The organism is Microvirga yunnanensis, from assembly GCF_025460875.1.
Genome location: NZ_JAMXFI010000074.1, coordinates 1 through 21,932 on the forward strand (window position 1 = coordinate 1; position 21,932 = coordinate 21,932).

Consider the following 21,932-nt stretch of genomic DNA (forward strand, 5'->3'; position numbering starts at 1 on the left):
CCGGTGTTTGACCCCAGCGTTCACAATCAACCCGTAGCATGAGACCGACCGTATCCGAGGAAAGTGCCTCAGATGGGAACGCCCACCGCCAATCCAAGCCCCAAAAACCATGGTTCTCAAACTGGACGCGGTTTAGCTTCTTCTGCCGAACCAACTCGGAACTTGTGTCTCTCCCCGGTCCGATAATCATCGCGGCTACTCTGCCATGCCCTGAAGAAAGCGCCTGGAGACGCTTTGTGTCTTGTTATAATGTTTAGACGGCAACTAACCGTTGCTCAACCGAAAGTCAATTACCCCAGGAGAGACTTCCACCCTGTAGTTGCAATTATGGACGGAGTGATTGTATCAGCTGGAAAGGATGGGTCCTGACGTGAGCCCTGAGTATCCTCCGCTCAGAGCTGGATCCGCTGGTTGATTGATGCCCGTTGTTGGCGGTCGGAGCAACGGGAAGAGCCACTCCTTCCGATTGCAGTTGTCTGGGTGTGTGCTTGGTACAGTCGGTCGGGGTCATTCCTTTCAAGGCTGAGTGGGGTCGGATGGCGTTGTAATCCCTTTGCCACGCGTCAAGGGCCTGCCGGGCCTGCCGCAAGACCCTGGTTTCGCCGGGCAAGCGCGTACGCATTCTGCATGCGCTCTCGAAATCCAGCGACGGCCGTCCGAATAGCACCCTCGATCAGAGATCTAGGTCAGCAGGCGCGAGGCTGGCGCCGACGTTGCGCGCCCCAGAGTAACTTCAACCTAACCGAGCCACAGCCGCCATCAGATCGAACTCGGTGATCTCATCTCTCTTGGCCTGGGCTGTCCGCCGCGCTGCTTCGTTCACCACCCACTCGATATCGCTCATCGGGCGTCCAGCCAGCTTGGTGGCGATGTTGGGCAGGTTCGGCATATCTGCGTGCCGACGCTCCGCCAGCAGATGTTTTACGGCCAGCTGGACCTCGTCCGCACCAGGGTAGCCGATCTCAATCGAATGGTCGAAGCGCCCGCGCCGGAGGATGGCCGGGTCGAGTGCATCGCGGCGGTTCGTTGTCGCGATCACGAGGATCCCATTCCGGGATGCCTTCTCGACCAGCTTCAGAAGCTCGGTGATTTCCTCAATCTTGTGGTCATGGCTCATCGGTCCCCTGGCGGCCGCTGCAGCGTCGATCTCCTCCAGCACCACAAGCGACGGGGCGGCGGCCTTGGCCTCGTCGAAAACCTTGCGGAGCGCGACACTCGTCTGGGAGCACGCCCACACGCGGGGAATCGTGCATCGGGACGTGAAGCCGGCGAACATCATGCTCGCGCCGAACAAGGCGAAGCTCTCCGACTTCGGCACCATCATCCAACCGCAGACTGGGATCAGGGTGACCGACCTGTTTTACCAGTTTCATGCTGCGCCCGAGGCGGTCAACTCGGGGGAGTTCTCGCCGCTGGGCGATGTCTTCGCCGCTGGCCTGACCCTGCTGCGGGTGGCCAACAACATGCCGGGTTGGGGAACCGTGATCGATGATGCCGGGGCTTGGCAGACGGATCTTCGCAACGGGACAATGGCGCGGAGAATCGGGTTCAAGCCCTACCTGCCGAGGGCGCTCAAGTCGATCCTGAGGAGGGCCTGTGATCCAGACCCAGCACGGCGCTACGCCAGCGCGGCGGCATTCCGCGAAGCCCTGGAACGCTTGGGCTTGGCCCGCCGCTGGGTGCGCGTGTCCGACAACGAATGGACTTGTGAGAGTACCGGCCGGGTCGAATCCGTCCGCTATGTCAACGGCCGTCACCCCAAGGTCGAGTTTTTCAGCGGCTCCCGCAGGCAATTGGAACTATGTGGCACTTTCGGAACGAAGCGTGAGGCGCGCGAGCACATGGACCGAGTCATCGCCGAAACCACCATTGGGCGCGCTGCCCCTGCCCGCCGCGATCGGGCAAACCGCAGCGGAACACGGGGAGGCAGGGGCAACGTCGCTACGGCCGGCGATCTACCGTAGAGCGGAGGCATATGGCTCCTCCGCCCCGCTACGGAGGACAGACGCATCTCGGTGCGGCCCAAACGAAAAGGCCCAGGCTCCGGGGCGAACGGACAGGATGCCTTCGCATCTCTGCCTCGCGCACTACGGGCCTGGGCTGATGGGGTACCAGACGGGCGCCTGCATCGTCAGACAAGCGCAGGAACAGGCCGGGCCGGAGTACACCCGTCCTGGCACAGCCTCATCGAAGCCGGCGGTGACGCCCGCCGCCCTCAAAGTCCACAACAATGTCCGCTGGGGTAAGCCTGATATGGGGTTTGAAACACAATCCGCAAGAGGGCCGGCTACGAGAAGGAGCGTTGGCGGGGCGTGGCATTAAGCGCCATCAACGACAGCCTGACCTTGAACCAGGGCCTGTCCACGAACCCGCCCGCGCCGCAATACCCCCCAACGGTCGACCAAGCGTCACTTGTTCGAGCCGGCGCAGCATGCGTGACACTGCCATGCGCCGGCGGCATGAACATACCAGCCCCCGAAGACTTACATACCGACGGATGGCATGCAGAGAGCCGTAGGGAACCGGCCCCCACGCCACGCGAGTGCCGACCCAGTGGAGATTGGAATGGAAGGATCTGCCGCGCCGAAGCGATCTCATCGCCTGACCCGGGAAACCCTCCGGGATGGCTTCGTGCATGAGATGATCGCCCGCTCCGGGATCAATCTGCCCGTGCTGAGCGATGCCGCGCGGCATGCATCCCTCCAGGCGACCCTAGACGCGCAACCCGCGCCGGGCGATGTCTGGCTGTTTGGCTATGGCTCCCTGATCTGGAACCCGGCCTTCCACCATGTCGAGCAGAAGCCGGTCCCGATCCGCGGCTGGCACCGCGAGTTCTGCCTGTCCACGCCCATCGGGCGCGGCACCCCGGAGGCCCCCGGCCTGGTGCTTGGGCTCGACCGCGGCGGCTCCTGCCGGGGCGTGGCCTTCCGCATCGCCCGCGCCGAGGCGGAGGCCGAGCTTGAACTGGTCTGGCGGCGCGAGATGGTGACGGGTGCCTATGTGCCGCGCTGGGTCAGGCTGCACGGCTCCGACCTACCCGAAGACACGTTCGGCGTCGCTTTCACGATCAACCGCAAGGCTCCGAACTATGTCCGATCCGCTTCGGAGGCCGATACGGCTCGGGTGATCGCCACCGCCTGCGGGGCGCTCGGCTCCTGCCGGGACTATCTCTTCGACACCATCCATGGCCTGGAGGGGTTCGGGATCCACGACCATCATCTGAACCGCATCGCCCAGCAAGTGCGCGAGCACCGGGGCTGAGCGACCGGTCGGCGTGGCTCAGCGGCCCTTGTCTTTGTTTCCGGATCGGCGACCAGGTACTGCACGCTGCCGGTGCGCTTCTCGTAGATGCCCTACACGATGGAGCGGCCGTGCAAAGACGAGGAAGTCTGGGCGGTCATGACGCCTGCTCGTCCATGTGTCGCAAGGTATTTCGATGAAACTAGAGATATCGCTTGACGGGAGGTCTGGATCCCTTCATCTTATTTCCATGAACGCCGAACAAGCAGCCAAGCAGCTCGAAGCGCTCGGGAACACCACCCGACTCGAAGTCTACCGCACCCTCGTCCGCGCCGGTGAGGCAGGCCTGCCCGTCGGGCAGATCCAGGAGCGTATCGGCATCCCGCCGTCGACGCTCTCGCACCACCTCCAGCGGCTCCTGCTGACCGGGTTGGTGACGCAGGAGCGGCAGGCCACGACCCTGATCTGCCGGGCCAATTACCCGGCGATGAACGGCCTCATCGGCTTCCTAGCCAACGAGTGCTGCGCCGACGCCGGATGCGGAGCCCAGGCGGAGAACGCCGCCTGATTATCTTTTGCCGGTTATTTCGATAGTACTGGAAATATAAAAAGGACAGACAGATGCCTGGTTTCTTTCCCTTCGGCCTCCATCTTGCCCGCGCGGCCCGGATCCGCCGGCACGTCGTTGCCCTCAGTGAGCTCGACGATCATCTCCTCCGCGACATCGGCCTTGATCGGGCGGACGTCCTCGCCGTCCTGGCCCAGCCCCGCCACCGCGATCCCTCGCGGATGCTGAAGATCCTGTGCTGCCACGGACGCGTCTTCATCGAACGCGTGCGCGACGGGTTCTCTCCCCGTCCCGCCTCCTGCTGCTGACCAAGGAATCCTCCCATGACCTCGTCTGATGCCCTTCCCGTCGCCATCATCGGCGCAGGCCCGGTCGGATTGGCCGCCGCCGCCCACCTGATCCAAAGGGGCCTTCCCGTGAAGGTCTACGAGGCGGGTGCGACCGTCGCCGCCAACGTCCGCGACTGGGGCCACGTCCGCCTTTTCTCGCCATGGGAGTACAACACCGACACGGCGGCGCGCACGCTGCTCCAGGCCCATGGCTGGCAGGAGCCGCCCGGCCAGGCGATGCTGACGGGATCGGACCTGTACGAGGCTTACCTCAAGCCGCTCGCCGAGACGCCCGAGATGGCGGCGGTGATCGAGACGGGTGCCAAGGTGAAGGCGATCACCCGCCAGGGCGCCGACAAGGTGCTCAGCCGAGGGCGTGAGACCAAGCCGTTCGTCCTCGCCGTCTCGAACGGCAACGGCGCGATCCGGCGCGACCTGGCACGGGCGGTGATCGACGCCTCCGGCACGTGGACGGCGCCGAACCCGCTCGGCGCGGGCGGCATCCTCGCCGAGGGTGAGGCCGAGAACGCGAACCGCATCGCCTACGGCATCCCGGATGTGCTCGGGCGCGACCGCTCCATCTACGAGGGCAGGACGACCCTGGTGGTCGGTGCCGGGCACTCGGCCGCCAACGTCCTCCTCGACCTCGCCCGGCTGGCGGAACGGAACCCTGAGACCTCCATCGTGTGGGCGACCCGCGGCGAGAACCTGATGCGGGTCTATGGCGGCGGCAGCGCCGACCAGCTTCCGGCCCGCGGTGAGCTCGGGTCCCGCCTCAAGGCGCTCGTCGACAGCGGGCGGGTCACCCTGGTGGCCGGCTTCTCCGCCACCCGCGTGAAGGCGAATGGCGACCAGGTAATGGTCGCAGGCGAGACGGCGCAGGGCATCCGCGAGCTCGGCCCGGTCGACCGGATCGTGGTCTCCACCGGGCAGCGCCCGGACCTGAACCTGAACCGCGAGCTGCGGCTCGATCTCGACCCGTGGCTGGAGAGCTCGAAGGCGCTCGGCCCGCTGATCGACCCGAACTTGCACTCCTGCGGGTCGGTGCCGCCGCACGGACATCGCGAGCTCGCCCATCCGGAGCCGGGCTTCTACACGGTCGGCATCAAGAGCTACGGCCGTGCGCCGACCTTCCTAATGCTGACAGGATATGAGCAGGTGCGTTCGGTCGTGGCAGCCATCGCCGGCGACCTCGCCGCGGCGGACGACGTCCACCTCGTCCTGCCGGAGACGGGCGTGTGCCCGACCAGCCTCCCGGCCGATGGGGCGCCGGCCTCGTCGGGCTGCTGCGGCGGCCCCGCCCCGGCGCAGGTCGACGCCTGCTGCGTCGCCGATGCGGAGGCGAAGGCCGAGAGCAAGTCCGGTTGCGGCTGCGGTCCCGCGAAGGCGCCGGAGAAGGTTGCGGAACGCGCCGGCTGCTGCTGAGATCCGCGCGTGTCGAACTCTGCAGCCGAGGCCGTGGTGGAGGATCCTTCCACCCTGAAACCAAGCCCGCGGGTGGTCATCTCCGCCCTAGGCGTCACCCAGATCCTCGCCTGGGGATCGTCTTACTACCTGCCCGCGGTGCTCGCGAAGCCGATGGCCGCCGACACCGGCTGGTCGCTGGCCTGGGTCGTGGGCGGGCTGTCCGCTGGCCTGCTCGCGGCGGGCCTGGTCGCGCCGTGGGTCGGGCGTACCATCGACGCCAAGGGCGGCCGCCCGGTGCTCATCGGCAGCTCGGTCCTCTTGGGATCGGGGTTGGCGCTGTTAGCGCTGGCCCACAGCCTCCCAGTGTACTTCATGGCCTGGCTTCTAATCGGCGTCGGCATGGGATCGGGGCTCTACGACGCGGCCTTCGCCACCGTGGGCCGCCTCTACGGCAAGCAGGCGCGGGGCGCGATCACCACCCTGACCCTGTGGGGCGGCTTTGCCAGCACCGTGTGCTGGCCCATGAGCGCCTGGCTCGTCGAGCACTTTGGCTGGCGCGGCGCCTGCACGGTCTACGCCGCGCTCCAGGTCCTCGTCTCGCTCCCGCTGCACGCCTTTGTCCTGCCTGGCATCCAGGCCGCCAGGCCGGATGGCAAGCCGTCCGGGAACGCTTCCGAAGCCGCGTCCACGGCTATCCTGACCGGAGCCCGGCGAACGCGGGCCTTCCTGCTGCTAGCCGCTGTCCTGACGCTCGGGTCCGTGACCGCCTCGATGATCGGGGTGCACCTGCTGACCTTCCTGCAGGCCCATGGCCTGGAGCTCGCGGGAGCCGTCGCCCTCGGGGCGCTGGTCGGGCCGTCCCAGGTCGGGGCGAGGATCGTGGAGATGGCGTTCGGTCGTCACTACCATCCGATCTGGACCATGGTGGCGTCCGTGGCCTTGGTCGCGACCGGGGTGACCCTGCTTGCCGCCGGCTTCCCAATCCTGGCCCTGGCGTTGGCGCTCTATGGCGCCGGCAATGGGATCGGCTCCATCGCCAAGGGCACGCTCCCGCTCGCCTTGTTCGGACCCTTCGGGTACGCCTCGCTGATGGGCAGGCTCGCCATGCCAAGCCTCCTTGCACAAGCGCTGTCGCCATCCATCGGCGCGGTCCTCATCGAGTGGAATGGCGCGGACGCAGCGCTCCTCGCCCTGGCCGGGCTGGCTTGCCTGAACCTCGGCCTCGTAGGCCTGCTTTGGGTGACCGCCCGGAAGGGCTGATGCCTAGGCCGGCACCTCGGCCATCACAGCGCGCAGGCGATGGTCATAGGCACCGGCCAGGTCACGCAACGCGGCGACGGCGTCACCGACATAGGACGAGCCGTGCATCAGGGCCAGGGTGCGCGGGGCCAGATCCGCCAGTCGTCTCACCGTCGGCGCAATGCTCGGGCCAAGGCTCGTGTCGTAGAAGATGTCCTCGGCGGCAAGCGCGGGCCCCACGATGTCGCTCTCCGTGAGCGCGGGGCCGTTGCCCAGATGCGTGAAGAGATCGCCGCAGAACAACGTCCGGCTGGTCTCGTCGTAGATCACCCCGGCATCCCAGCCGTGCGGAACATGAGGCGTGTCGATGTAGCGGATCTGCTTGCCGCCGATGTCGATCACCTCGCCATTCGCCAGAATGCGCGGTGGACGGTCTGCCATGTCGTTCAGCGACACCAGGCACCCCGTAGCCCCATGCGCGACCTGCGCGTTCGGGGCAACGGCCAGCCATTCGTTCATGGCCCCGCATTCATCGGCCTCGTAGTGGCCGAACGTGATCCAGCGCAGGTGCTCAACCGGCATGAGACGGGACACCGCTGCCGACACCATCGGGAACATGCGCCGGAAACCGGCGTGGAACAGCATCGGCTCCTCGCCGAGGATGAGGAACTGGTTGAAGGTGAAACCGGCCGGCGGCACGATGTCGGGCACGTAGGTCGAGAGGCGGTAGATGCGGTCGCCGATCTCGTCGATGCGGGTTTCCATCGGACTGCTCCCTGGTCTGCCCCTGCGCCAGCATGGATTAGAACCGGTTTTCCGTCCGGAAATGCGGCAGCGACGGCCGGCAACGGGGGTTAGCCTCGCCCGCGCGTGTTCGGTACCGGTTCCAGTCAGGCTCCCATGATCGACTGCCGGTTCCAGCCATGGCCGCGATTTGGAAATCCACAGCTACATCCATCCGAGGGTGACCGCGGCGACCGCCACATAGCGGGCCGTCTTGGCCACGGTGAGCAGGGCGAGGAACACGGGGAAAGGCTCGCGCAGCACCCCGGCCACGATAGTGAGGGGTTCGCCGATGATTGGCCCCCACGACAGCAGCAGCGTCCAGCGCCCGTAGCGTCGGTACCAGCCCTCGGCCTTGGCGACCTGTTTCCTGGTAACCGGAAACCATCGCCGGCCCTCGAACTGGGCGATGAACCGACCCAGGAACCAGTTCACGCAGGCCCCCAGGATGTTGCCGAGGCTCGCAGCCAGAACCAGCAGCCCGACGTGGTAGTGCTCGGCCATCAGCATGCCGAACAGGATCACCTCGGACTAGAACGGGAAGACCGTCGCCGACAGCAAGCCGGCCCCGAAGAGGCCGAGGTAATCGGGCAGATGCGCCATCAGTTCGACTGTTCGGCCCCGGACGGAACCCGGAACGTGCGGCGTCGTCCCCGACCAGCACCTCGATCCGTGGACGCTTTACTGTCTGCCCGGACCTGCTTCACGCGCCGGGGCAGCTCGCGCAGGAGGGCCGTACGCCGATAGGGCGTCAGGTTCCGCCATTCCCGGATCTCGGGGATCGTTCGCCCGCAGCCGAGGCACCAACCGGTCCGCCTGTCGAACTCGCACACGGAAATACAAGGATTGTCTTTATTCACGCCCTCAACCCGGTCTGCGGCAAACATCGCGCTCGACCCAGATAGGGTAGCCCCCTATATGATGCAAGCCATCAGCGAGGAGGCCGCATGTCCCACACGATCAAAGAGAAAACGAAGCTTCTCGGCCGGGTCCGCCGGATCAAAGGTCAGGTCGAAGCCATTGAACGCGCGCTTGAGGCGGAGCTCGGCTGTGCGGACGTGCTCATGCTGGTGGCCTCGGTGCGCGGGGCCGTGAACGGCCTGACGGCGGAGCTGATGGAGGATCATATCCGCAACCACGTCGTTGACCCGGCGCATGAGCCGGACCCGGAACGGGCCAAGGGCGCCGCCGAGCTCATCGAGGTGGTCCGCACCTACCTGAAATGACGCCGTTCCCGACGACTGAATGATGACCGCCGTCGCAAGACATTCCTGGAAAACCAAACCCAATGCCTGATATTGCTCAACTTCTTCAGTCCGGCGGCAACGGCTGGCTGTACCTACCCTTTGCCGTCCTACTCGGTGCCCTTCACGGGCTGGAGCCCGGCCACTCCAAGACCATGATGGCCGCCTACATCGTGGCGATCCGCGGCACCATCGGACAGGCCATCCTGCTCGGCGTCTGCGCCGCCCTCTCCCATTCCCTCGTGGTCTGGATCGTGGCCATGCTCGGCCTGTCGCTCGGCAAGGAAATCCTGAACTCGCATTTCGAGGCCTGGCTGCTGATCGCCTCGGGCGTGATCATCCTGGGCATCGCCGCCTGGATGTTCTGGCGCACCGGCCAGAGCATCGGCTGGTTCCATCGTCACCATCATGGGCACCATCACCATGGCCATGGTCACGACGATCACCACCATCATCACGACGAGGTCCGGACCATCGACACGGGCCATGGCGTCGTGGAGCTCGCGATCTTCGAGGACGGCGTGCCGCCCCGCTGGCGCCTGCGCACCGTGAGTGGCAACCCATGGAAGGCCGAGGATGTGCTGGTCGAAACCGACCGCGGTGACGGCTCGGATGAGCGGTTCCGCTTCGTCGAGCGGGACGGCTACCTCGAATCCGTGGGCGAGATCCCGGAGCCGCACGCGTTCGCGGCCCGGGTGCGTCTGTCGCACGGCGATCACGCTCACACCTACAAGGTGAGCTTTGCCGAGCACGATCACGGGCATGAGCACCATCACGATCACGCCGAGCACGACGAGGACGCCCATGAGCGCGAGCACGCCGAGCAGATCGCCCGCCAGCTTGCGGCCAACGGCGGCAACGTCACGACGGGCCAGATCGCGCTGTTCGGCATCACGGGCGGCCTGATCCCCTGCCCGGCCTCGATCACCGTGCTGCTGATCTGTCTCCAGCTCGGCCAGTTTACCCTGGGCGCAGCCACGGTGGCCGCCTTCAGCCTGGGGCTGGCGATCACGATGGTGTCCATCGGTGTCGCCGCCGCCTGGGGCATTCAGCATGCCTCCAAGCGGATCAACTTCTCTGACCGACTGCTCCGCCGCCTGCCATTGGCGTCTGCCGGTCTCGTGGGCGTACTCGGCGTGATCATGTTGGTCCAGGGCGCCGTCGACCTCGCGGCCCCGGCGACAGCCCTGTCGTAAGGGCCCGGTCTTCTGGACTTCTCAGGGGTGCGGCGGTTGGCCTTGCTTTCAGTTGCTCGGCAGTTGGGAGCAGGCCGCCGCCGCCACCCGGGCAAAATCGCTCTGGCTGAATGGTTTCTGGAGCGTCGGGCAATCCCGGAAGCTGTCCCGGAGCCCGTTCGCGCCGTACCCGGTGGCGAAGATGATCGGGATGCCGCGGCCCCGGATCACCTCGGCGATGGGATAGCTGAGGGTGCCTCCCAGGTTGAGGTCAAGAACGGCGACGTCGAACTCCGCGTCGCGGGCCAGCGTCATGGCACTGTCGAATGTCGCCGCTGGTCCTACGATCCGGCCACCGCAGTCCAAGACCATGTCCTCCAGGAGCATGCTGATCATCGCCTCGTCCTCGACGACGAGGATGGAACGCTTTAGGTCGCCGGATGCCATGAATGCACCTCCAAGGCTGTGCCGCGCAGTGCCCGCGAGGTCCTGAGCCTTGGCGAGGATAACGAGATTGCCACCACCTTAACCTTAATCATAGGCGTCAGCTCCGCACTCACATATGTTGGTGAACGGCCCTGCCGCAGAGGCTGTTCGCGGGATTGGGCTCAACCACGAGAGGTCCCCGGAGTCGTCTGGGCCTTGCAGGACATTGACCGGCGCCTGATCAATCGGTGAGCACGTAGGACATGCCAAGCAGCCAAAGGACGACGGTGGTCACCACCAAGGCGGCCAGCACCAGCAACCACTTCACCGAGGTACCCATTGGTTCCTCCTGTGACGCCACCGTCCCCTTCTCGACCTCCCCGTCCCGGCCGCATCAGCGCTCCTCCGGCGGCTTGATGGCCGAGAACTGACGCAGCAGGGTCAGGTCGTAGGCCGCCTTCAGGGTACCCGCGAGCACGAGCGGCCAGCCGAACGGTGACACCGTCAGCAGCCAGCCGGACAGGAGTGGGGCGACGGCGGATGCCAAGCTCCGGGGCACGGCGGTTACGCTCGCCGCGGCGGGCCTCTCCTCAGGCCGCACCACCGCCATGACATACGAGGACCGGGTTGGGACATCCATCTGGGACAGCAGGCCCCGCAGGATCAGCAGCCCGAACGCGATCCAGATCGTCGGCGCGAAGGTGGTCAGGATCAGGAAGATGCTCGACGGCAGGTGCGTGAACACCATCGTGTTGATGAGCCCGAACCGTTTCGCCAGCGGCACCGCCGCGAAGTACGACACCGCCGAGCACAGGCTGGTGACGAAGAAGATCGCCCCGATGGTGGCGACACCGAGACCAAACCGTTCGCTGAGCCAGATCGTCAGCAACGCGTTGATGACGAGCCCTCCCCCAAAGGCGTCGACCGAGAACAGGGCTGCCAGCCGGTAGACGATGCCGCGCGAGGGACCCAGCGGCGCGGGCGGGCTGTCGGTGCCGGCTTCCACTTGAGGCGACAGGTGGCGGTAGAGAAGGAACGTAAGCAGCCCAATGGTCGCATACAATCCGAACAAGGCGGTCACCGTGGCCGATGGTGCGATGACCGGGGCGAGCCAGTCCACCACGCCAACCGAGAGCGCTCCCAGAGCACCGAAGAAGGCTCCCACGAAGCTGTAGCGGGCGAACGCCGCCGTCCGGTCCTCGTCGGCGACGACGTGCGAGACGACGGTGTGCTCCAGGGGCAGGAAGACGCTGACGTCGCCGCCGGAAGGGTTGAGCGTCCCGACGAAGGCGATCACGAGCAGCGGCCAGAACGCCTCGATCCCGGCAAATCCCAGTCCGGTCGCAGCCATCAGGAGGCTTGCGGCCAGCAGGACCCGACGCCGCGGGATCCGGTAGGCAACCAGACCAAGGGCGAGCGTCAACAGGGCGGAGCCCAGAAGCGATGCGGTCGAGATGAGGCCGACGCCGAAGGCATCGTAGCCGAGGCGTGAGAGATGCACCGGCAGCAGGATGGCTACGTAACCATCACCGAAGGCGCGAAGGGACCGGGCCACGAGAACTCGCCTGATGTCAGGCGGGAGCCGGGAGCCTTCCACAGCAAAGGCCGCTGCTCCCATCCGCGGAGCCGTCCCGTTTGCGCGGTCCTGGAGACCGGTTCCTTGGGCCGTGTCGGTCAACCCTTGGCCACCTTTACTTGGTCGAGCGCGGCCCGCAGCCCCTTCGCCAGCTTCGGGGCCTCATCATTGGCCCAGAAGTGCATGAAGAACAGGCGCGGCTCATCGTTGAGCATGTGGTTGTGCACCGCCGTCACCTCGATCCCGTTCGATTGCAGGGCCTTGATGACCGGGTTCAGCTCGTCGGCGGTGAGCACGAAGTCGCCCGTGATCGCCACCTTGCCCTGTCCGGTCGGCTGGAAGTTGATCGCGATGGCCGAGCCCATCGCCTCCGGCACCTCCATGCCACCGTCCTTGACCGCCTCCGCCCGGGGCACGCTCACCTGGTAAACGCCGCCATTGACCTTGCCCTTGCGTCCGAGCGTCCGGTCGATGGCAGCCGTATCGAGGTCAGGTAGCTGCCCCGTGGACGCCGTTGTCGATGCCTGCGTTGCGGCTTGCGGCGTGATCCCGGCGGTCTCGGCTCCGAACGGCGTCTTGCTGGCGTTGAGGGCCTCCCGCAGGGTCGTGGCCAGCTTGCTTGGATCCCCATGGCCGTGCACGTGCACGTACATCGTGGCCGGCGCGGAGCGCAGAAGGTGATTGTGCAGGGCGGTGATCTCCACGCCACCCTGCTCTAGGCGGGTCAGCACGGGATTGATCTCCTCCTGGGTCAGGACGAGGTCGCCCATGACCATCACCTCGTCGCCCATCGCCTTGAAGGCAAGCCAGGAGCTGAGCGCCAGGGTTGGCTTGATGGCTACCCCATCGAGCGTGACGTTGAGGTCGGTCCGCGGCAGGCCGACCCGGTACACGCCCCCGGGCATTTCGCTCCCCTGCTTGCCGAGGCCACTGGCGATTTGCTGCTGCCAATCCTCGGCAGCCAGGGCGGGCGGGCCGACAAGTAGTCCAAGAACTGCAACGGTTGTCAGGATCCGCATCGTGCTCTCCCTGTGTCGCCCCCGTTTCTCCCGCTCATGGGCGGATAGCGAGTGAGATCAGCCGTGGATCGGCGGCAGGACCTGCGCCGCTCAGCCGGAACTGCTTTCCATTGGAGATGATGTTGGCTGCCGGCATGGCGATGCGTCCTCGCTGAAAGAGAGCTGGACGCGATGCTTGGGCATGTCGCCTCATGAGGGGATCGCAGCCCCCATGTGGGAATTAGAAGACGATGTCCTCTGTCTGTCAATCGGTTGGCCAGCAAGGACAGCAGGCATGAGAGTGATTGCTCCCAATCGCCATACTGAACCACGCGCAAGCCCATGCCGCGCCCCATGTTCCAGGGGCACTCTGCCAAGTGCTGGCCCGGGCTGTTCAAGCGGAACTCGACCAGCGCCGCTGGAACCGGATGAACACGAACCGCTGGCGGCCGCCGAAGGGCGTTCGGTGGTCCTCTTCGAATGCCTCAAGCAGATCGAAGTCGGGACCGAGAAGGGCTCCGATGACATCTGCGCCGGCCCTCAGCACAGGCAGGCCGCTGCAGCGCTCAGGCCCGCTCGGGGCAAAGCCTGCGATCAGGGCGAAGCCATCTGGTTTCACCACCCGGCGGAGAGCATCCGCATAGGCGGCCCGGTCCTGCGGCTCCGTCAGGAAGTGCAGGACCGCCCGGTCGTGCCAGAGGTCAACGGTGAGGTCGGGTTGCCATTCCGCCAGATCGGCCACGATGAAGCGAACCACCCGTCCCTTGTCGCCCAGCCGGGCCTTGGTCTTCGCCAGGGCGGCGGCCGAAATGTCGAGCACGGCGATGGTGCCGAACCCTTCCGCGAGAAGAGCGTCCGGCAGGCGCGAGACCCCTGCCCCAACGTCGAGGATGCTTGCATCCTTGGGAAGGCCGCAGGCGTGGATCAGGCGCAGGGAGGTTTCCGGCGTCGCCTGGTACCAGCTCACCGCCTCCTCGGCCTTGGTCGTGAAGATGGTGTTCCAATGCTCCTGCCGCGCGTCAGGCATCGTGATCTCCCGGTACGGTTGGCGAGGATGCAGACGTTGATCACCCGTGAGACTTTTCGTCAGGGATCTAATGGATGAGGAACGCCTGATCTGCGGCGGGGCACGAAGATCGACCCCGCCGCCCGAGCGGCGACGCGCTGACGTGGACTACTCCCGCATGAAGGCCTGGATTTCCTCGGGCGTGGCTTTGCCGTCCTTGTTGGCGTCGACCCTGTCGAAGATCCGCTTGTGGATGGCGGTCACCTCGTCGAAGGAGAGCCCGCCGTCGCCGTTCGCATCGGCGATGGCAAAGAAGATCTTCATCGGCGCGGGGCCGGGCATGCCCGTCATGCCGCGTTCCATCATCCCTTGGCCCATCATGCCGGGCTGCATCATCCCGCACATCATGGCGGGCTGACCAGGTGGCATGCTGGACTGGGCCGGCTGCGCTCCCATGCCTTGGCCCATCATGCCGGACGGCGGCATCGCCTGCGTGAGCATCGTCTCGGGATGGTGGGGATCGCCTGCGGCGGTCTGCGCGGAAGTTGTTGCCGTCATGCCAACTGAGAACATAGCGGCCAGGGCGGCTGCGGTGGAGAATGTGGTCAAGGTCATCGGATCCTCCTTGCCATTGCCGGATGCGATCTGAACACCAGTCAGGGCATCGGCTTGAAAACGCACAGCCCCGCCGTGGCGGGGCTTCTTGCTACGCAGGAAGCAGGTCGATCACCCGCATGATCGCGACCGTGGTGCCGGTGTTCTTGCTGTACTCCGGCATCCCCTTGGCGCACGACCATACGTCGCCCTTCTTGTAGACGGTGTCGCCCGCGCCCGTGTTGACGGTGAGCTCGCCTTCCAGCATGTGGCAGACCATGTCGTTGGACATGCTCGAACCGCTGGTGCCTGCGCCCGGTTGGTAGATGTTGTCCCGCATCGAGACGGTCTTGTAGTTCGGGATCATCGTCTCGCGCTTGGTGTAGTCCACGCGTCGGACGCCGGGAGCAATCTCCCTTCCCTCTGGTGCACCGGAGCTTTGGGCGGCGGCAGGCCGCGCCGGGATCCCTGTGGACGCAATCGCAAGGCCGAGCAACGCGTGGCGACGGTTCAGCTGTTCCATGGTTTCCTCCCAGGCAAGAGGCCACCCCAGCAAACAGAATTCCACGCCCGTCCGCGGGGCCTGTCAACAACCGTGCCTTGTCCGCCCGTGGCTCTTCGTGGGCATTGCCCGTCGGGCCCGGCGTCACCCGATCATGGAGACATCACACTGCCTTGTAAAAACGCGCTTGACCTTCCCATGATGGGAAGGTGCACCGTCTGCCCATCGTCAACACCAACCGGAGTTTTCCCATGTGCGGATGCAATACCCACCAGGTTCCATCGGGCACCACCGCCGAGCGCGATCCCACTGCCGTGACCCTCAGGGTCGAGGACATGACCTGCGGGCACTGCGCCAGCACGATCACCAAGGCCGTCGAGGCTGGCCTCCCCGGCGCCAGCGTGCAGGCGGATCCCGCCACCAAGCTCGTCTGGATCCGGGGCACCCGCGACCTTGCCAAGGTCGAGGCCCTGATCGTCGGCGCCGGCTACACCCCGTCTGTTCCGGCGCTCGGATGAGCCCAGGCGGGATCCAGGCCTCGCCGGTTCCCGCTGCCTGACCCCAACCAAGGACCCGGACCATGCACCTCCTCCAGGCCCACAACCTCTTCCACATCCCGCAGATGATGTGCGACCGCTGTGTCGCCGCCCTGACCAGCGCCCTCCACGCCATTGACGGGGTCGCCCGCGTCGAGGCCGACCTGATGGCCCGCACCGTCGAGGTCGTCTCACGGCACTACGAGTCCGCACTGCTGCGAACCCTGCGCGAGGCCGGCTTTGACGCCGAGCCCGTCCTGCAGCCCCTCGGATAAGGAGATCGCCATGCAGGCTCTTCCAAGGATCCTGGCGGCCATGGCATTAGCCCTCGCGCCGGCTTCGGTGGCCTGGGCTGACCCGAGCCCCGCCGGCCACGATCATGCTGGGCATGACCATGCGGTTGAGGTGGCCTACGGACGCCCCGGCGATCCCGCCAAGGGTGGCCGCGTCGTCCAGGTGGTGATGAAGGAGACCGACAGCGGCATGGCGTTCGCTCCGGAGCGCATCGAGGTCGCCAAGGGCGAGCAGGTCCAGTTCGTGCTGCGAAACGGCGGCGAACTCGACCACGAGCTCGTCATCGGCACCGTCGAGGCGAACCGGGTGCATGCCGAGGCCATGGCTTCCCATCCGAACATGGCCCGCGAGGATCCGAACGCCAAGCGCTTGGGGCCGAAGACCTCCGGTGTGCTGCGCTGGCAGTTCACCCAGGCCGGCACGTTCGAGTACGCCTGTCTTATCCCGGGCCACCGTGAGGCGGGCATGGTCGGGACCGTGGTGGTGAAATAAGGCTGGGTTGGCCGTGGCAACCGAATCCGCCATAACGGCCCTCACGGCCGATCCCACAAAGGCCATAAAGTCCGTCGAGGTAACCGTCTGGAAACCTGTCGCCCGTCAGATCATTTCCCGATGTCAGGAGCGAATCGTTGAACACCCTGTGGACCCACTTCCGGCGCCTGATCACGAGCGTGATGCTCGTGGCCATGACGTCGTTCGTGCTCCACAGCGGCGCGCTGGCGGGCATGCACCGGCATGGGCTGGGCGCATCCGACTGCCAGCCGGTGGCCTCCGCCGCACAGGGCCACCTGCATGGGGCCGGGGCACACGTCCACCAGGCGGCGCATGCTCACGGCGACGGGGTGGACCATCTCCATGCCCAAGCTGATGAGGCGGACGCGAGCGCTCCCGACCACCAGCCGTCCAAAGCCAGCCTCGAAGGCCCTTGCTGCACCAGCGCCTGCCCGGTCGCCATGGCCCCGTTGGGCCTGGATGCGATCTCCGCGCCGATGGGCATCGCAATCGCGCTCCTGCCCACGTCCCAGAACGGCACGGGCCTGAGCCTCGATGGCCTCAAGCGCCCACCACGAACCCCCAGCATCGCGTAACCGAGCGACCGGCTTAAAGCCGCGTCGCTCCCGACGACGTGCTTGTGATCCGGGACCTTCCCCATGTTTACCCGTTCCAACGGCGCCATGCGCCGCCTCCAGGCCATGCTGATCGGCCTGGGCCTTATGACCACCATCGCCGCGACTGCGCTTGCCCATGAGGGGCATGACCACGGCGCGCCGCCGCCCGTTGCGGTCACCACCAACACTCCACGGGTGACTGCCCAGTCAGATGCCTACGAGCTCGTCGGCGTCCTCCGCGGCGACCGCCTCGGGATCTATCTCGACCGCTTCGCTTCGAACGAGCCCGTGACCGATGCCAAGATCGCGGTGACCGTCGGCGGCGACGAGGAGATCCAAGCCGAGGCGGCGCCGGACGGCACCTACACGGTGACGTCGCCCAAGTTCGCGGGCGAAGGCTCGCTGGAGCTCATCTTCGCCGTCACCGCGCCAGGTGGCGACGACTTGCTGCTCGGCACGCTGCAGCTGCCCGCCAAGCCCGTTGCCGCGGCTCCTGCCCCGGGGCGGGCCTCGCCGCTTCAGGTCTTGCAGAACACGCCAACCGTTCGGCTCGGCAGCATCGAGGTCGCCACGCCCTACATGATCGCCGGCGTCGCGCTCGTGCTCGGCTTCCTGCTCGGCCTGGCGGCCCGGAGCCGGCGAAAGCTGGTGCCGGTTGCGGGCCTGGCGCTGGTCGTGCTGGTCGTCTCGACGGCCTACGCCTTCGCCCACGAGGGACATGACCATGGGGCCGAGGCCGCCAAGGCCGCCCTCCCGGCGGGCGACACCCCGCGCCGCCTGCCGGACGGCACGGTGTTCGTGCCTAAGCCGAGCCAGCGCCTGCTCAACGTGCGGACGACCGTCTCGAAGCCCGAGGAGGCGCAGAAGGCCGTGAGCCTGATCGGACGGGTCATCGCCGACCCGAACCGCTCCGGCCTCGTGCAGAGCATCAACGGCGGACGCATAATCGCTCCCGAGAAGGGGCTCCGCCGCATCGGGCAGGCGGTCAGGAAGGGCGATGTGCTGGCCCTGGTCGAGCAAGCTGTGCCCCAGGCGGACCGCACCACGCTGTCCGAGCGCGTTGGCGAGATCGAGCAGGAGATCGCGGTCGCGGAGACCAAGCTCAAGCGCGTGCGCCAGCTTTCGGATCGAGGCGTCGCCCCGCCGAGCCAGGTCACCGACGCCGAGACCGAGCTGGAGGGCCTGCGCCGCCGCCGCGAGATCGTGCGCCAGACCCGCATCGAGCCCGAGGTCCTGCTGGCCCCCATCGACGGCACCATCGCCGCGGCGCGGGTCGTCGCCGGCCAGGTCGTCGCTTCCCAAGACGTGATCTTCCGGATCGTCGACCCGAAGGGCCTCTGGGTCGAGGCGCTCGTCTACGGCGAGATCGATCCCGCCAAGGTCACCGGCGCCAGCGCCACGGCCGTGGACGGCACGCCCTTGAAGCTCGCGTTCCAGGGCTTCAGCAAGGCGATGCAGCAGCAGGCCACCGTGGTGCAGTTCGCCGTCGAGAACCCGCCGGGCAACCTGTCGGTCGGCTCGCCGGTCTCCGTGTTCGCGCAGAACGGGACCTCCGTCAGGGACATCATCATGCCCCGGGATGCGGTCGTGCGCGGCGCCAACGGCGAGGCGGTGGTGTGGCGCCACACGGATCCGGAGCGCTTCGAGGCACGTCCCGTCCGGACCGAGCCCTTCGACGCCACCCGGATCGTGATCCGGGCCGGCGTCGCCGAGGGCGAGCGGATCGTGGTCCGCGGCTCCGAGCTCATCAACCAGATCCGTTGAGGCGGCGATGTTCAATTTCCTCGTCAGCAGCAGCCTGAAGAACCGGCTCTTCGTCATCGCGGCCGCGCTCGTGCTTGTCGCCTACGGATCGTGGATCCTGCCGCGCGTGCCCGTCGACGTGTTCCCCGACCTCAACCGGCCGACCGTCACCCTGATGACCGAGGCGGAGGGCCTCGCGCCGCAGGAGGTGGAGCAGCTCGTCACCTACCCGCTGGAGACCGCAATGAACGGCATGCCGGGCGTGACCCGGGTGCGTTCCGTCTCCGGTGTGGGTCTCTCCATCGTCTATGTCGAGTTCGACTGGAGCACGGACATCTACCGCTCGCGCCAACTCGTGGCCGAGCGCCTGGCGCTCGTGGGCGAGCAGCTCCCGACCGGCGTCACCCCGCAGATGGGGCCGGTCACCTCGATCATGGGCGAGATCATGCTGGTCGCGGTCACCAGCGACACGATCTCGCCGATGGAGGTGCGCGAGATCGCCGACTTCATCATCCGGCCGCAGCTCCTCACCATCGCCGGCGTCGCCCAGGTGATCCCCATCGGCGGCGAGGTCCGGCAGTACCGCATCGCGCCGAACATCGCGGCCCTCCAGGCGCTCGATGTCACGCACGAGCAGATCGAGGCCGCGGTCACCCGCTTCGGCACCAACACCGGCGGCGGCTTCGTCGACCAGCACGGACGCGAGTACCTGATCCGCAACGTGGGCGTCACCAAGCGCCTGGAGGACCTGCGCAACACGGTGGTGGTCCACAAGCAGGGCCAGCCGGTCTTCCTGCGCCAGGTGGCGCAGGTCGACTTCGCCCCACGGGTGAAGCGCGGCGACGCCGGCTTCCAGGGCAAGCCCGCCGTGATCGTCTCGATCCAGAAGCAGCCCGGCGCCGACACGGTCGACCTCACGGGCAAGATCGAGGCGGCTCTGGCCGAGATCCAGAAGACGCTGCCGCAGGGCGTGTCGGCCACGAACCTGCAATTCCGGCAGGCCACCTTCATCGAGACCTCGGTCGACAACGTGAAGCGCGTGCTGCTGGAGGCGGCTGCCGTCGTGGCGGTGATCCTGATCCTGTTCCTGATGAACGTGCGGGCGACCGTGATCTCGCTCACCGCGATCCCGATCTCGATCCTGGTCACCGTGCTCGTGTTCAACGCCTTCGGTCTCACCATCAACACCATGACGCTGGGCGGTCTGGCCATCGCCATCGGCGAGCTCGTCGACGACGCCGTGGTCGACGTCGAGAACATCCTGCGCCGGCTGAAGAAGAACCGGGAGCTTCCCGATCCGCGGCCGGTGCTGGAGGTGATCGCGGCCGCATCCCAAGAGGTCCGCTCCGGCATCGTCTACGCCACGATGATCATCATCCTGGTGTTCATCCCGCTCTTCGCGCTGTCCGGCATCGAGGGGCGCCTCTTCGCGCCGCTCGGCGTGGCCTACATCGTGTCGATCCTGGCGTCGCTCGTCACCTCGATCACGGTGACGCCGGTGCTGGCCTACTACCTGCTCTCCGGGCGGGTGAAAAGCCACGAGCACGACAGCTTCGTCGTGCGGCATCTCAAGCGCGGCAACGCCGCCCTGCTGCGCTGGGCCTTCGGACACCGTGGGTTCCTGTTCTCCACCATCCTGCTGGGTGTCGGACTTGCGGCCTACGGGGCGACGCTGCTGCCGCGGGCCTTCCTGCCGCCGTTCAACGAAGGCACGCTCACGATCAGCCTCGCCTACAACCCCGGCATCGCGCTCGCCGAGAGCCACCGCCTCGGGCTGGTGGCGGAAGGCCTGATCAAGGACGTGCCCGAGGTGATCTCGGTCGGGCGCCGCACGGGCCGGGCCGAGCTCGACGAGCATGCCGAGGGGGTCCACTCCTCCGAGATCGACGTCGACCTGAAGCGGTCGGAGCGCTCGAAGGAGGAGGTGATGGGCGACATCCGCGCCCGTCTCGCCGTCCTGCCGGCAACGCTCAACGTGGGCCAGCCGATCTCGCACCGCCTCGACCACATGCTCTCGGGCGTGCGCGCCGAGATCGCGCTGAAGATCTACGGCGAGGACATCGACACCCTGCGCACCCTGGCGGAAGGCCTGCGCGAGCGGCTGACCGGCGTCGAAGGGCTCGTCGACCTCCAGGTCGAGAAGCAGGTGCGCATCCCGCAGCTGCGCATCGACGTCGACTACGAGAAGGCCGCCCTCTACGGCCTGACGCCGGCGACGGTGACGCAAGGTCTGGAGACGATGTCGAACGGGCGCACGGTCTCGCAGATCGCCGAGGGCAATCGCCGCTTCGACGTGGTGATGCGCCTGTCCGACCAGGACCGCTCCACCACCGGCCTCGGCGACCTGCTCATCGCCACCCCGACCGGCCATGTGCCGCTGCGCATGATCGCGTCGGTCCAGGAGACGGACGGGCCGAACCAGGTCCTGCGCGAGAACGGCCAGCGCCGGATCGCGGTCCTCGGCAACACGGACGGCAAGCGCGACATGGCGGCCATCATCGCCGACATCCGCCGCATCACCGGGGAGACGCAGTGGCCGCAGGGCTACGTCACCCACCTGGAGGGCACCTTCCAGGCGCAGGAGGAGGCCACGCTCCGGATCGGGGCGCTGTCGCTCCTGTCGCTCGCGATGGTGTTCGTCGTGCTCTACAGCCGTTACCAGTCGCCGGCCCTGGCGCTGATCATCATGGGCAACATCCCGCTGGCGCTCATCGGCAGCGTGATCGCGCTCACCATCGCCGGGCAGCCGCTCTCCGTCGCGTCGATGATCGGCTTCATCACGCTCGCCGGCATCTCGGCCCGCAACGGCATCCTGAAGGTCTCGCACTACATCAACCTCGCGCTCTACGAGGGCGAGCAGTTCGGCAAGGACCTCGTGATCCGCGGCAGCCTGGAGCGGCTGACCCCAGTGCTGATGACGGCGCTCTCCGCCGGCCTCGCCCTCATCCCGCTCCTGATGAGGGCGGACGAGCCCGGGCGCGAGATCCTGCACCCGGTGGCGGTCACGATCTTCGGCGGGCTGATCTCGGCGACGCTGATCGACACCTTCCTCACCCCGGTCCTGTTCCTGACCTTCGGCCGCAAGCCCCTCGAGCGCATCCAGGCCAGCCGCGAGGGCCGCGCCGGCAGCCTCACCCCGGCGGAAGCCTTCTGATCCACGACA

25 protein-coding genes are annotated in these 21,932 nt (G+C 66.8%); 14 read left to right on the forward strand and 11 right to left on the reverse strand.

Annotation, left to right across the window (positions count from 1 at the left end; translation table 11 throughout):
• Positions 1-325 precede the first annotated feature (325 nt).
• Together NF876_RS43555 and NF876_RS28175 are read right to left on the reverse strand one after the other, a co-directional pair.
• Entirely contained in the window at positions 326-622 is a 297-nt protein-coding gene (locus tag NF876_RS43555) for an integrase core domain-containing protein (protein ID WP_373696733.1), read from the reverse strand.
• 111 nt (positions 623-733) lie between these two features.
• Positions 734-1,294, reverse strand: a complete 561-nt coding sequence (locus NF876_RS28175) for an AAA family ATPase (RefSeq protein ID WP_262271667.1) — start codon at positions 1,292-1,294, stop codon at positions 734-736.
• Here NF876_RS28175 and NF876_RS28180 point away from each other — a divergent pair.
• The 6 genes from NF876_RS28180 (at position 1,278) to NF876_RS28205 (ending at position 6,804) form a co-directional block, all read left to right on the forward strand.
• Positions 1,278-1,964 (forward strand): serine/threonine-protein kinase, encoded by a 687-nt coding sequence (locus NF876_RS28180; protein ID WP_262271668.1) that lies wholly within the window; start codon positions 1,278-1,280, stop codon positions 1,962-1,964. The two genes, NF876_RS28175 and NF876_RS28180, sit on opposite strands and share 17 nt — an antisense overlap.
• A 601-nt stretch (positions 1,965-2,565) precedes the next feature.
• The gene (locus NF876_RS28185) at positions 2,566-3,261 is read left to right on the forward strand and encodes a gamma-glutamylcyclotransferase (protein WP_262271669.1); all 696 of its coding nucleotides are present in this window, start codon (positions 2,566-2,568) and stop codon (positions 3,259-3,261) included.
• 229 nt (positions 3,262-3,490) lie between these two features.
• A complete protein-coding gene (locus NF876_RS28190) occupies positions 3,491-3,808 on the forward strand; it encodes an ArsR/SmtB family transcription factor (protein ID WP_262271670.1) in 318 nt (105 codons plus the stop codon).
• 53 nt (positions 3,809-3,861) lie between these two features.
• Entirely contained in the window at positions 3,862-4,116 is a 255-nt protein-coding gene (locus NF876_RS28195; RefSeq protein ID WP_262271671.1) for a DUF1127 domain-containing protein, read from the forward strand.
• A 15-nt stretch (positions 4,117-4,131) separates the two neighbouring features.
• Positions 4,132-5,562 (forward strand): FAD-dependent oxidoreductase, encoded by a 1,431-nt coding sequence (locus NF876_RS28200; protein ID WP_262271672.1) that lies wholly within the window; start codon positions 4,132-4,134, stop codon positions 5,560-5,562.
• Between the two features lie 54 nt (positions 5,563-5,616).
• On the forward strand, positions 5,617-6,804 hold the full coding sequence (locus tag NF876_RS28205) for an MFS transporter (protein ID WP_262271703.1): 1,188 nt from the start codon (positions 5,617-5,619) through the stop codon (positions 6,802-6,804).
• A gap of 3 nt (positions 6,805-6,807) precedes the next feature.
• Here the strand turns inward: NF876_RS28205 and NF876_RS28210 are convergent, their stop codons facing one another.
• From NF876_RS28210 to NF876_RS28220, 3 genes are all read right to left on the reverse strand, one after another.
• A complete protein-coding gene (locus tag NF876_RS28210) occupies positions 6,808-7,548 on the reverse strand; it encodes an oxygen-binding di-iron domain-containing protein (RefSeq protein ID WP_262271673.1) in 741 nt (246 codons plus the stop codon).
• 183 nt (positions 7,549-7,731) lie between these two features.
• On the reverse strand, positions 7,732-8,076 hold the full coding sequence (locus tag NF876_RS28215) for a YqaA family protein (protein WP_315975086.1): 345 nt from the start codon (positions 8,074-8,076) through the stop codon (positions 7,732-7,734).
• A gap of 92 nt (positions 8,077-8,168) precedes the next feature.
• Positions 8,169-8,453 (reverse strand): DUF1289 domain-containing protein, encoded by a 285-nt coding sequence (locus NF876_RS28220; RefSeq protein ID WP_262271674.1) that lies wholly within the window; start codon positions 8,451-8,453, stop codon positions 8,169-8,171.
• A 60-nt stretch (positions 8,454-8,513) separates the two neighbouring features.
• On the opposite strand from NF876_RS28220, the gene NF876_RS28225 reads away from it, so the two are divergent.
• Together NF876_RS28225 and NF876_RS28230 are read left to right on the forward strand one after the other, a co-directional pair.
• Complete coding sequence (locus NF876_RS28225) at positions 8,514-8,792, forward strand: metal/formaldehyde-sensitive transcriptional repressor (RefSeq protein ID WP_183450629.1); 279 nt, start codon at positions 8,514-8,516, stop codon at positions 8,790-8,792.
• 62 nt (positions 8,793-8,854) lie between these two features.
• On the forward strand, positions 8,855-10,006 hold the full coding sequence (locus NF876_RS28230) for a HoxN/HupN/NixA family nickel/cobalt transporter (protein ID WP_262271675.1): 1,152 nt from the start codon (positions 8,855-8,857) through the stop codon (positions 10,004-10,006).
• A gap of 48 nt (positions 10,007-10,054) precedes the next feature.
• Here the strand turns inward: NF876_RS28230 and NF876_RS28235 are convergent, their stop codons facing one another.
• The 6 genes from NF876_RS28235 to NF876_RS28260 all read right to left on the reverse strand — a co-directional run bounded on the left by NF876_RS28235 (position 10,055) and on the right by NF876_RS28260 (position 15,108).
• Positions 10,055-10,432: a response regulator gene (locus tag NF876_RS28235; RefSeq protein ID WP_262271676.1), complete on the reverse strand. Its 378-nt coding sequence runs from the start codon at positions 10,430-10,432 to the stop codon at positions 10,055-10,057.
• Between the two features lie 373 nt (positions 10,433-10,805).
• A complete protein-coding gene (locus NF876_RS28240; protein ID WP_444939750.1) occupies positions 10,806-12,029 on the reverse strand; it encodes an MFS transporter in 1,224 nt (407 codons plus the stop codon).
• Between the two features lie 56 nt (positions 12,030-12,085).
• Positions 12,086-13,006, reverse strand: a complete 921-nt coding sequence (locus tag NF876_RS28245; protein WP_262271678.1) for a DUF1259 domain-containing protein — start codon at positions 13,004-13,006, stop codon at positions 12,086-12,088.
• Positions 13,007-13,379: 373 nt separating this feature from the next.
• Positions 13,380-14,012: a class I SAM-dependent methyltransferase gene (locus NF876_RS28250; RefSeq protein ID WP_262271679.1), complete on the reverse strand. Its 633-nt coding sequence runs from the start codon at positions 14,010-14,012 to the stop codon at positions 13,380-13,382.
• 147 nt (positions 14,013-14,159) lie between these two features.
• On the reverse strand, positions 14,160-14,606 hold the full coding sequence (locus NF876_RS28255) for an EF-hand domain-containing protein (RefSeq protein ID WP_262271680.1): 447 nt from the start codon (positions 14,604-14,606) through the stop codon (positions 14,160-14,162).
• Positions 14,607-14,697: 91 nt separating this feature from the next.
• Positions 14,698-15,108 carry a cupin domain-containing protein gene (locus NF876_RS28260; RefSeq protein WP_262271681.1) on the reverse strand — a complete coding sequence of 137 codons (411 nt, stop codon included), beginning with the start codon at positions 15,106-15,108 and terminating at the stop codon, positions 14,698-14,700.
• Between the two features lie 188 nt (positions 15,109-15,296).
• On the opposite strand from NF876_RS28260, the gene NF876_RS28265 reads away from it, so the two are divergent.
• The 6 genes from NF876_RS28265 (at position 15,297) to NF876_RS28290 (ending at position 21,923) form a co-directional block, all read left to right on the forward strand.
• Positions 15,297-15,605, forward strand: a complete 309-nt coding sequence (locus NF876_RS28265) for a heavy-metal-associated domain-containing protein (protein WP_262271682.1) — start codon at positions 15,297-15,299, stop codon at positions 15,603-15,605.
• Positions 15,606-15,667: 62 nt separating this feature from the next.
• On the forward strand, positions 15,668-15,898 hold the full coding sequence (locus NF876_RS28270) for a heavy-metal-associated domain-containing protein (RefSeq protein ID WP_262271683.1): 231 nt from the start codon (positions 15,668-15,670) through the stop codon (positions 15,896-15,898).
• 10 nt (positions 15,899-15,908) lie between these two features.
• Positions 15,909-16,409, forward strand: a complete 501-nt coding sequence (locus NF876_RS28275; RefSeq protein WP_262271684.1) for a cupredoxin domain-containing protein — start codon at positions 15,909-15,911, stop codon at positions 16,407-16,409.
• Positions 16,410-16,546: 137 nt separating this feature from the next.
• Entirely contained in the window at positions 16,547-17,005 is a 459-nt protein-coding gene (locus NF876_RS28280) for a hypothetical protein (protein WP_262271685.1), read from the forward strand.
• Between the two features lie 63 nt (positions 17,006-17,068).
• Positions 17,069-18,790 (forward strand): efflux RND transporter periplasmic adaptor subunit, encoded by a 1,722-nt coding sequence (locus NF876_RS28285; RefSeq protein WP_262271686.1) that lies wholly within the window; start codon positions 17,069-17,071, stop codon positions 18,788-18,790.
• 7 nt (positions 18,791-18,797) lie between these two features.
• Positions 18,798-21,923 carry an efflux RND transporter permease subunit gene (locus tag NF876_RS28290; protein ID WP_262271687.1) on the forward strand — a complete coding sequence of 1,042 codons (3,126 nt, stop codon included), beginning with the start codon at positions 18,798-18,800 and terminating at the stop codon, positions 21,921-21,923.
• Positions 21,924-21,932: the final 9 nt, after the last annotated feature.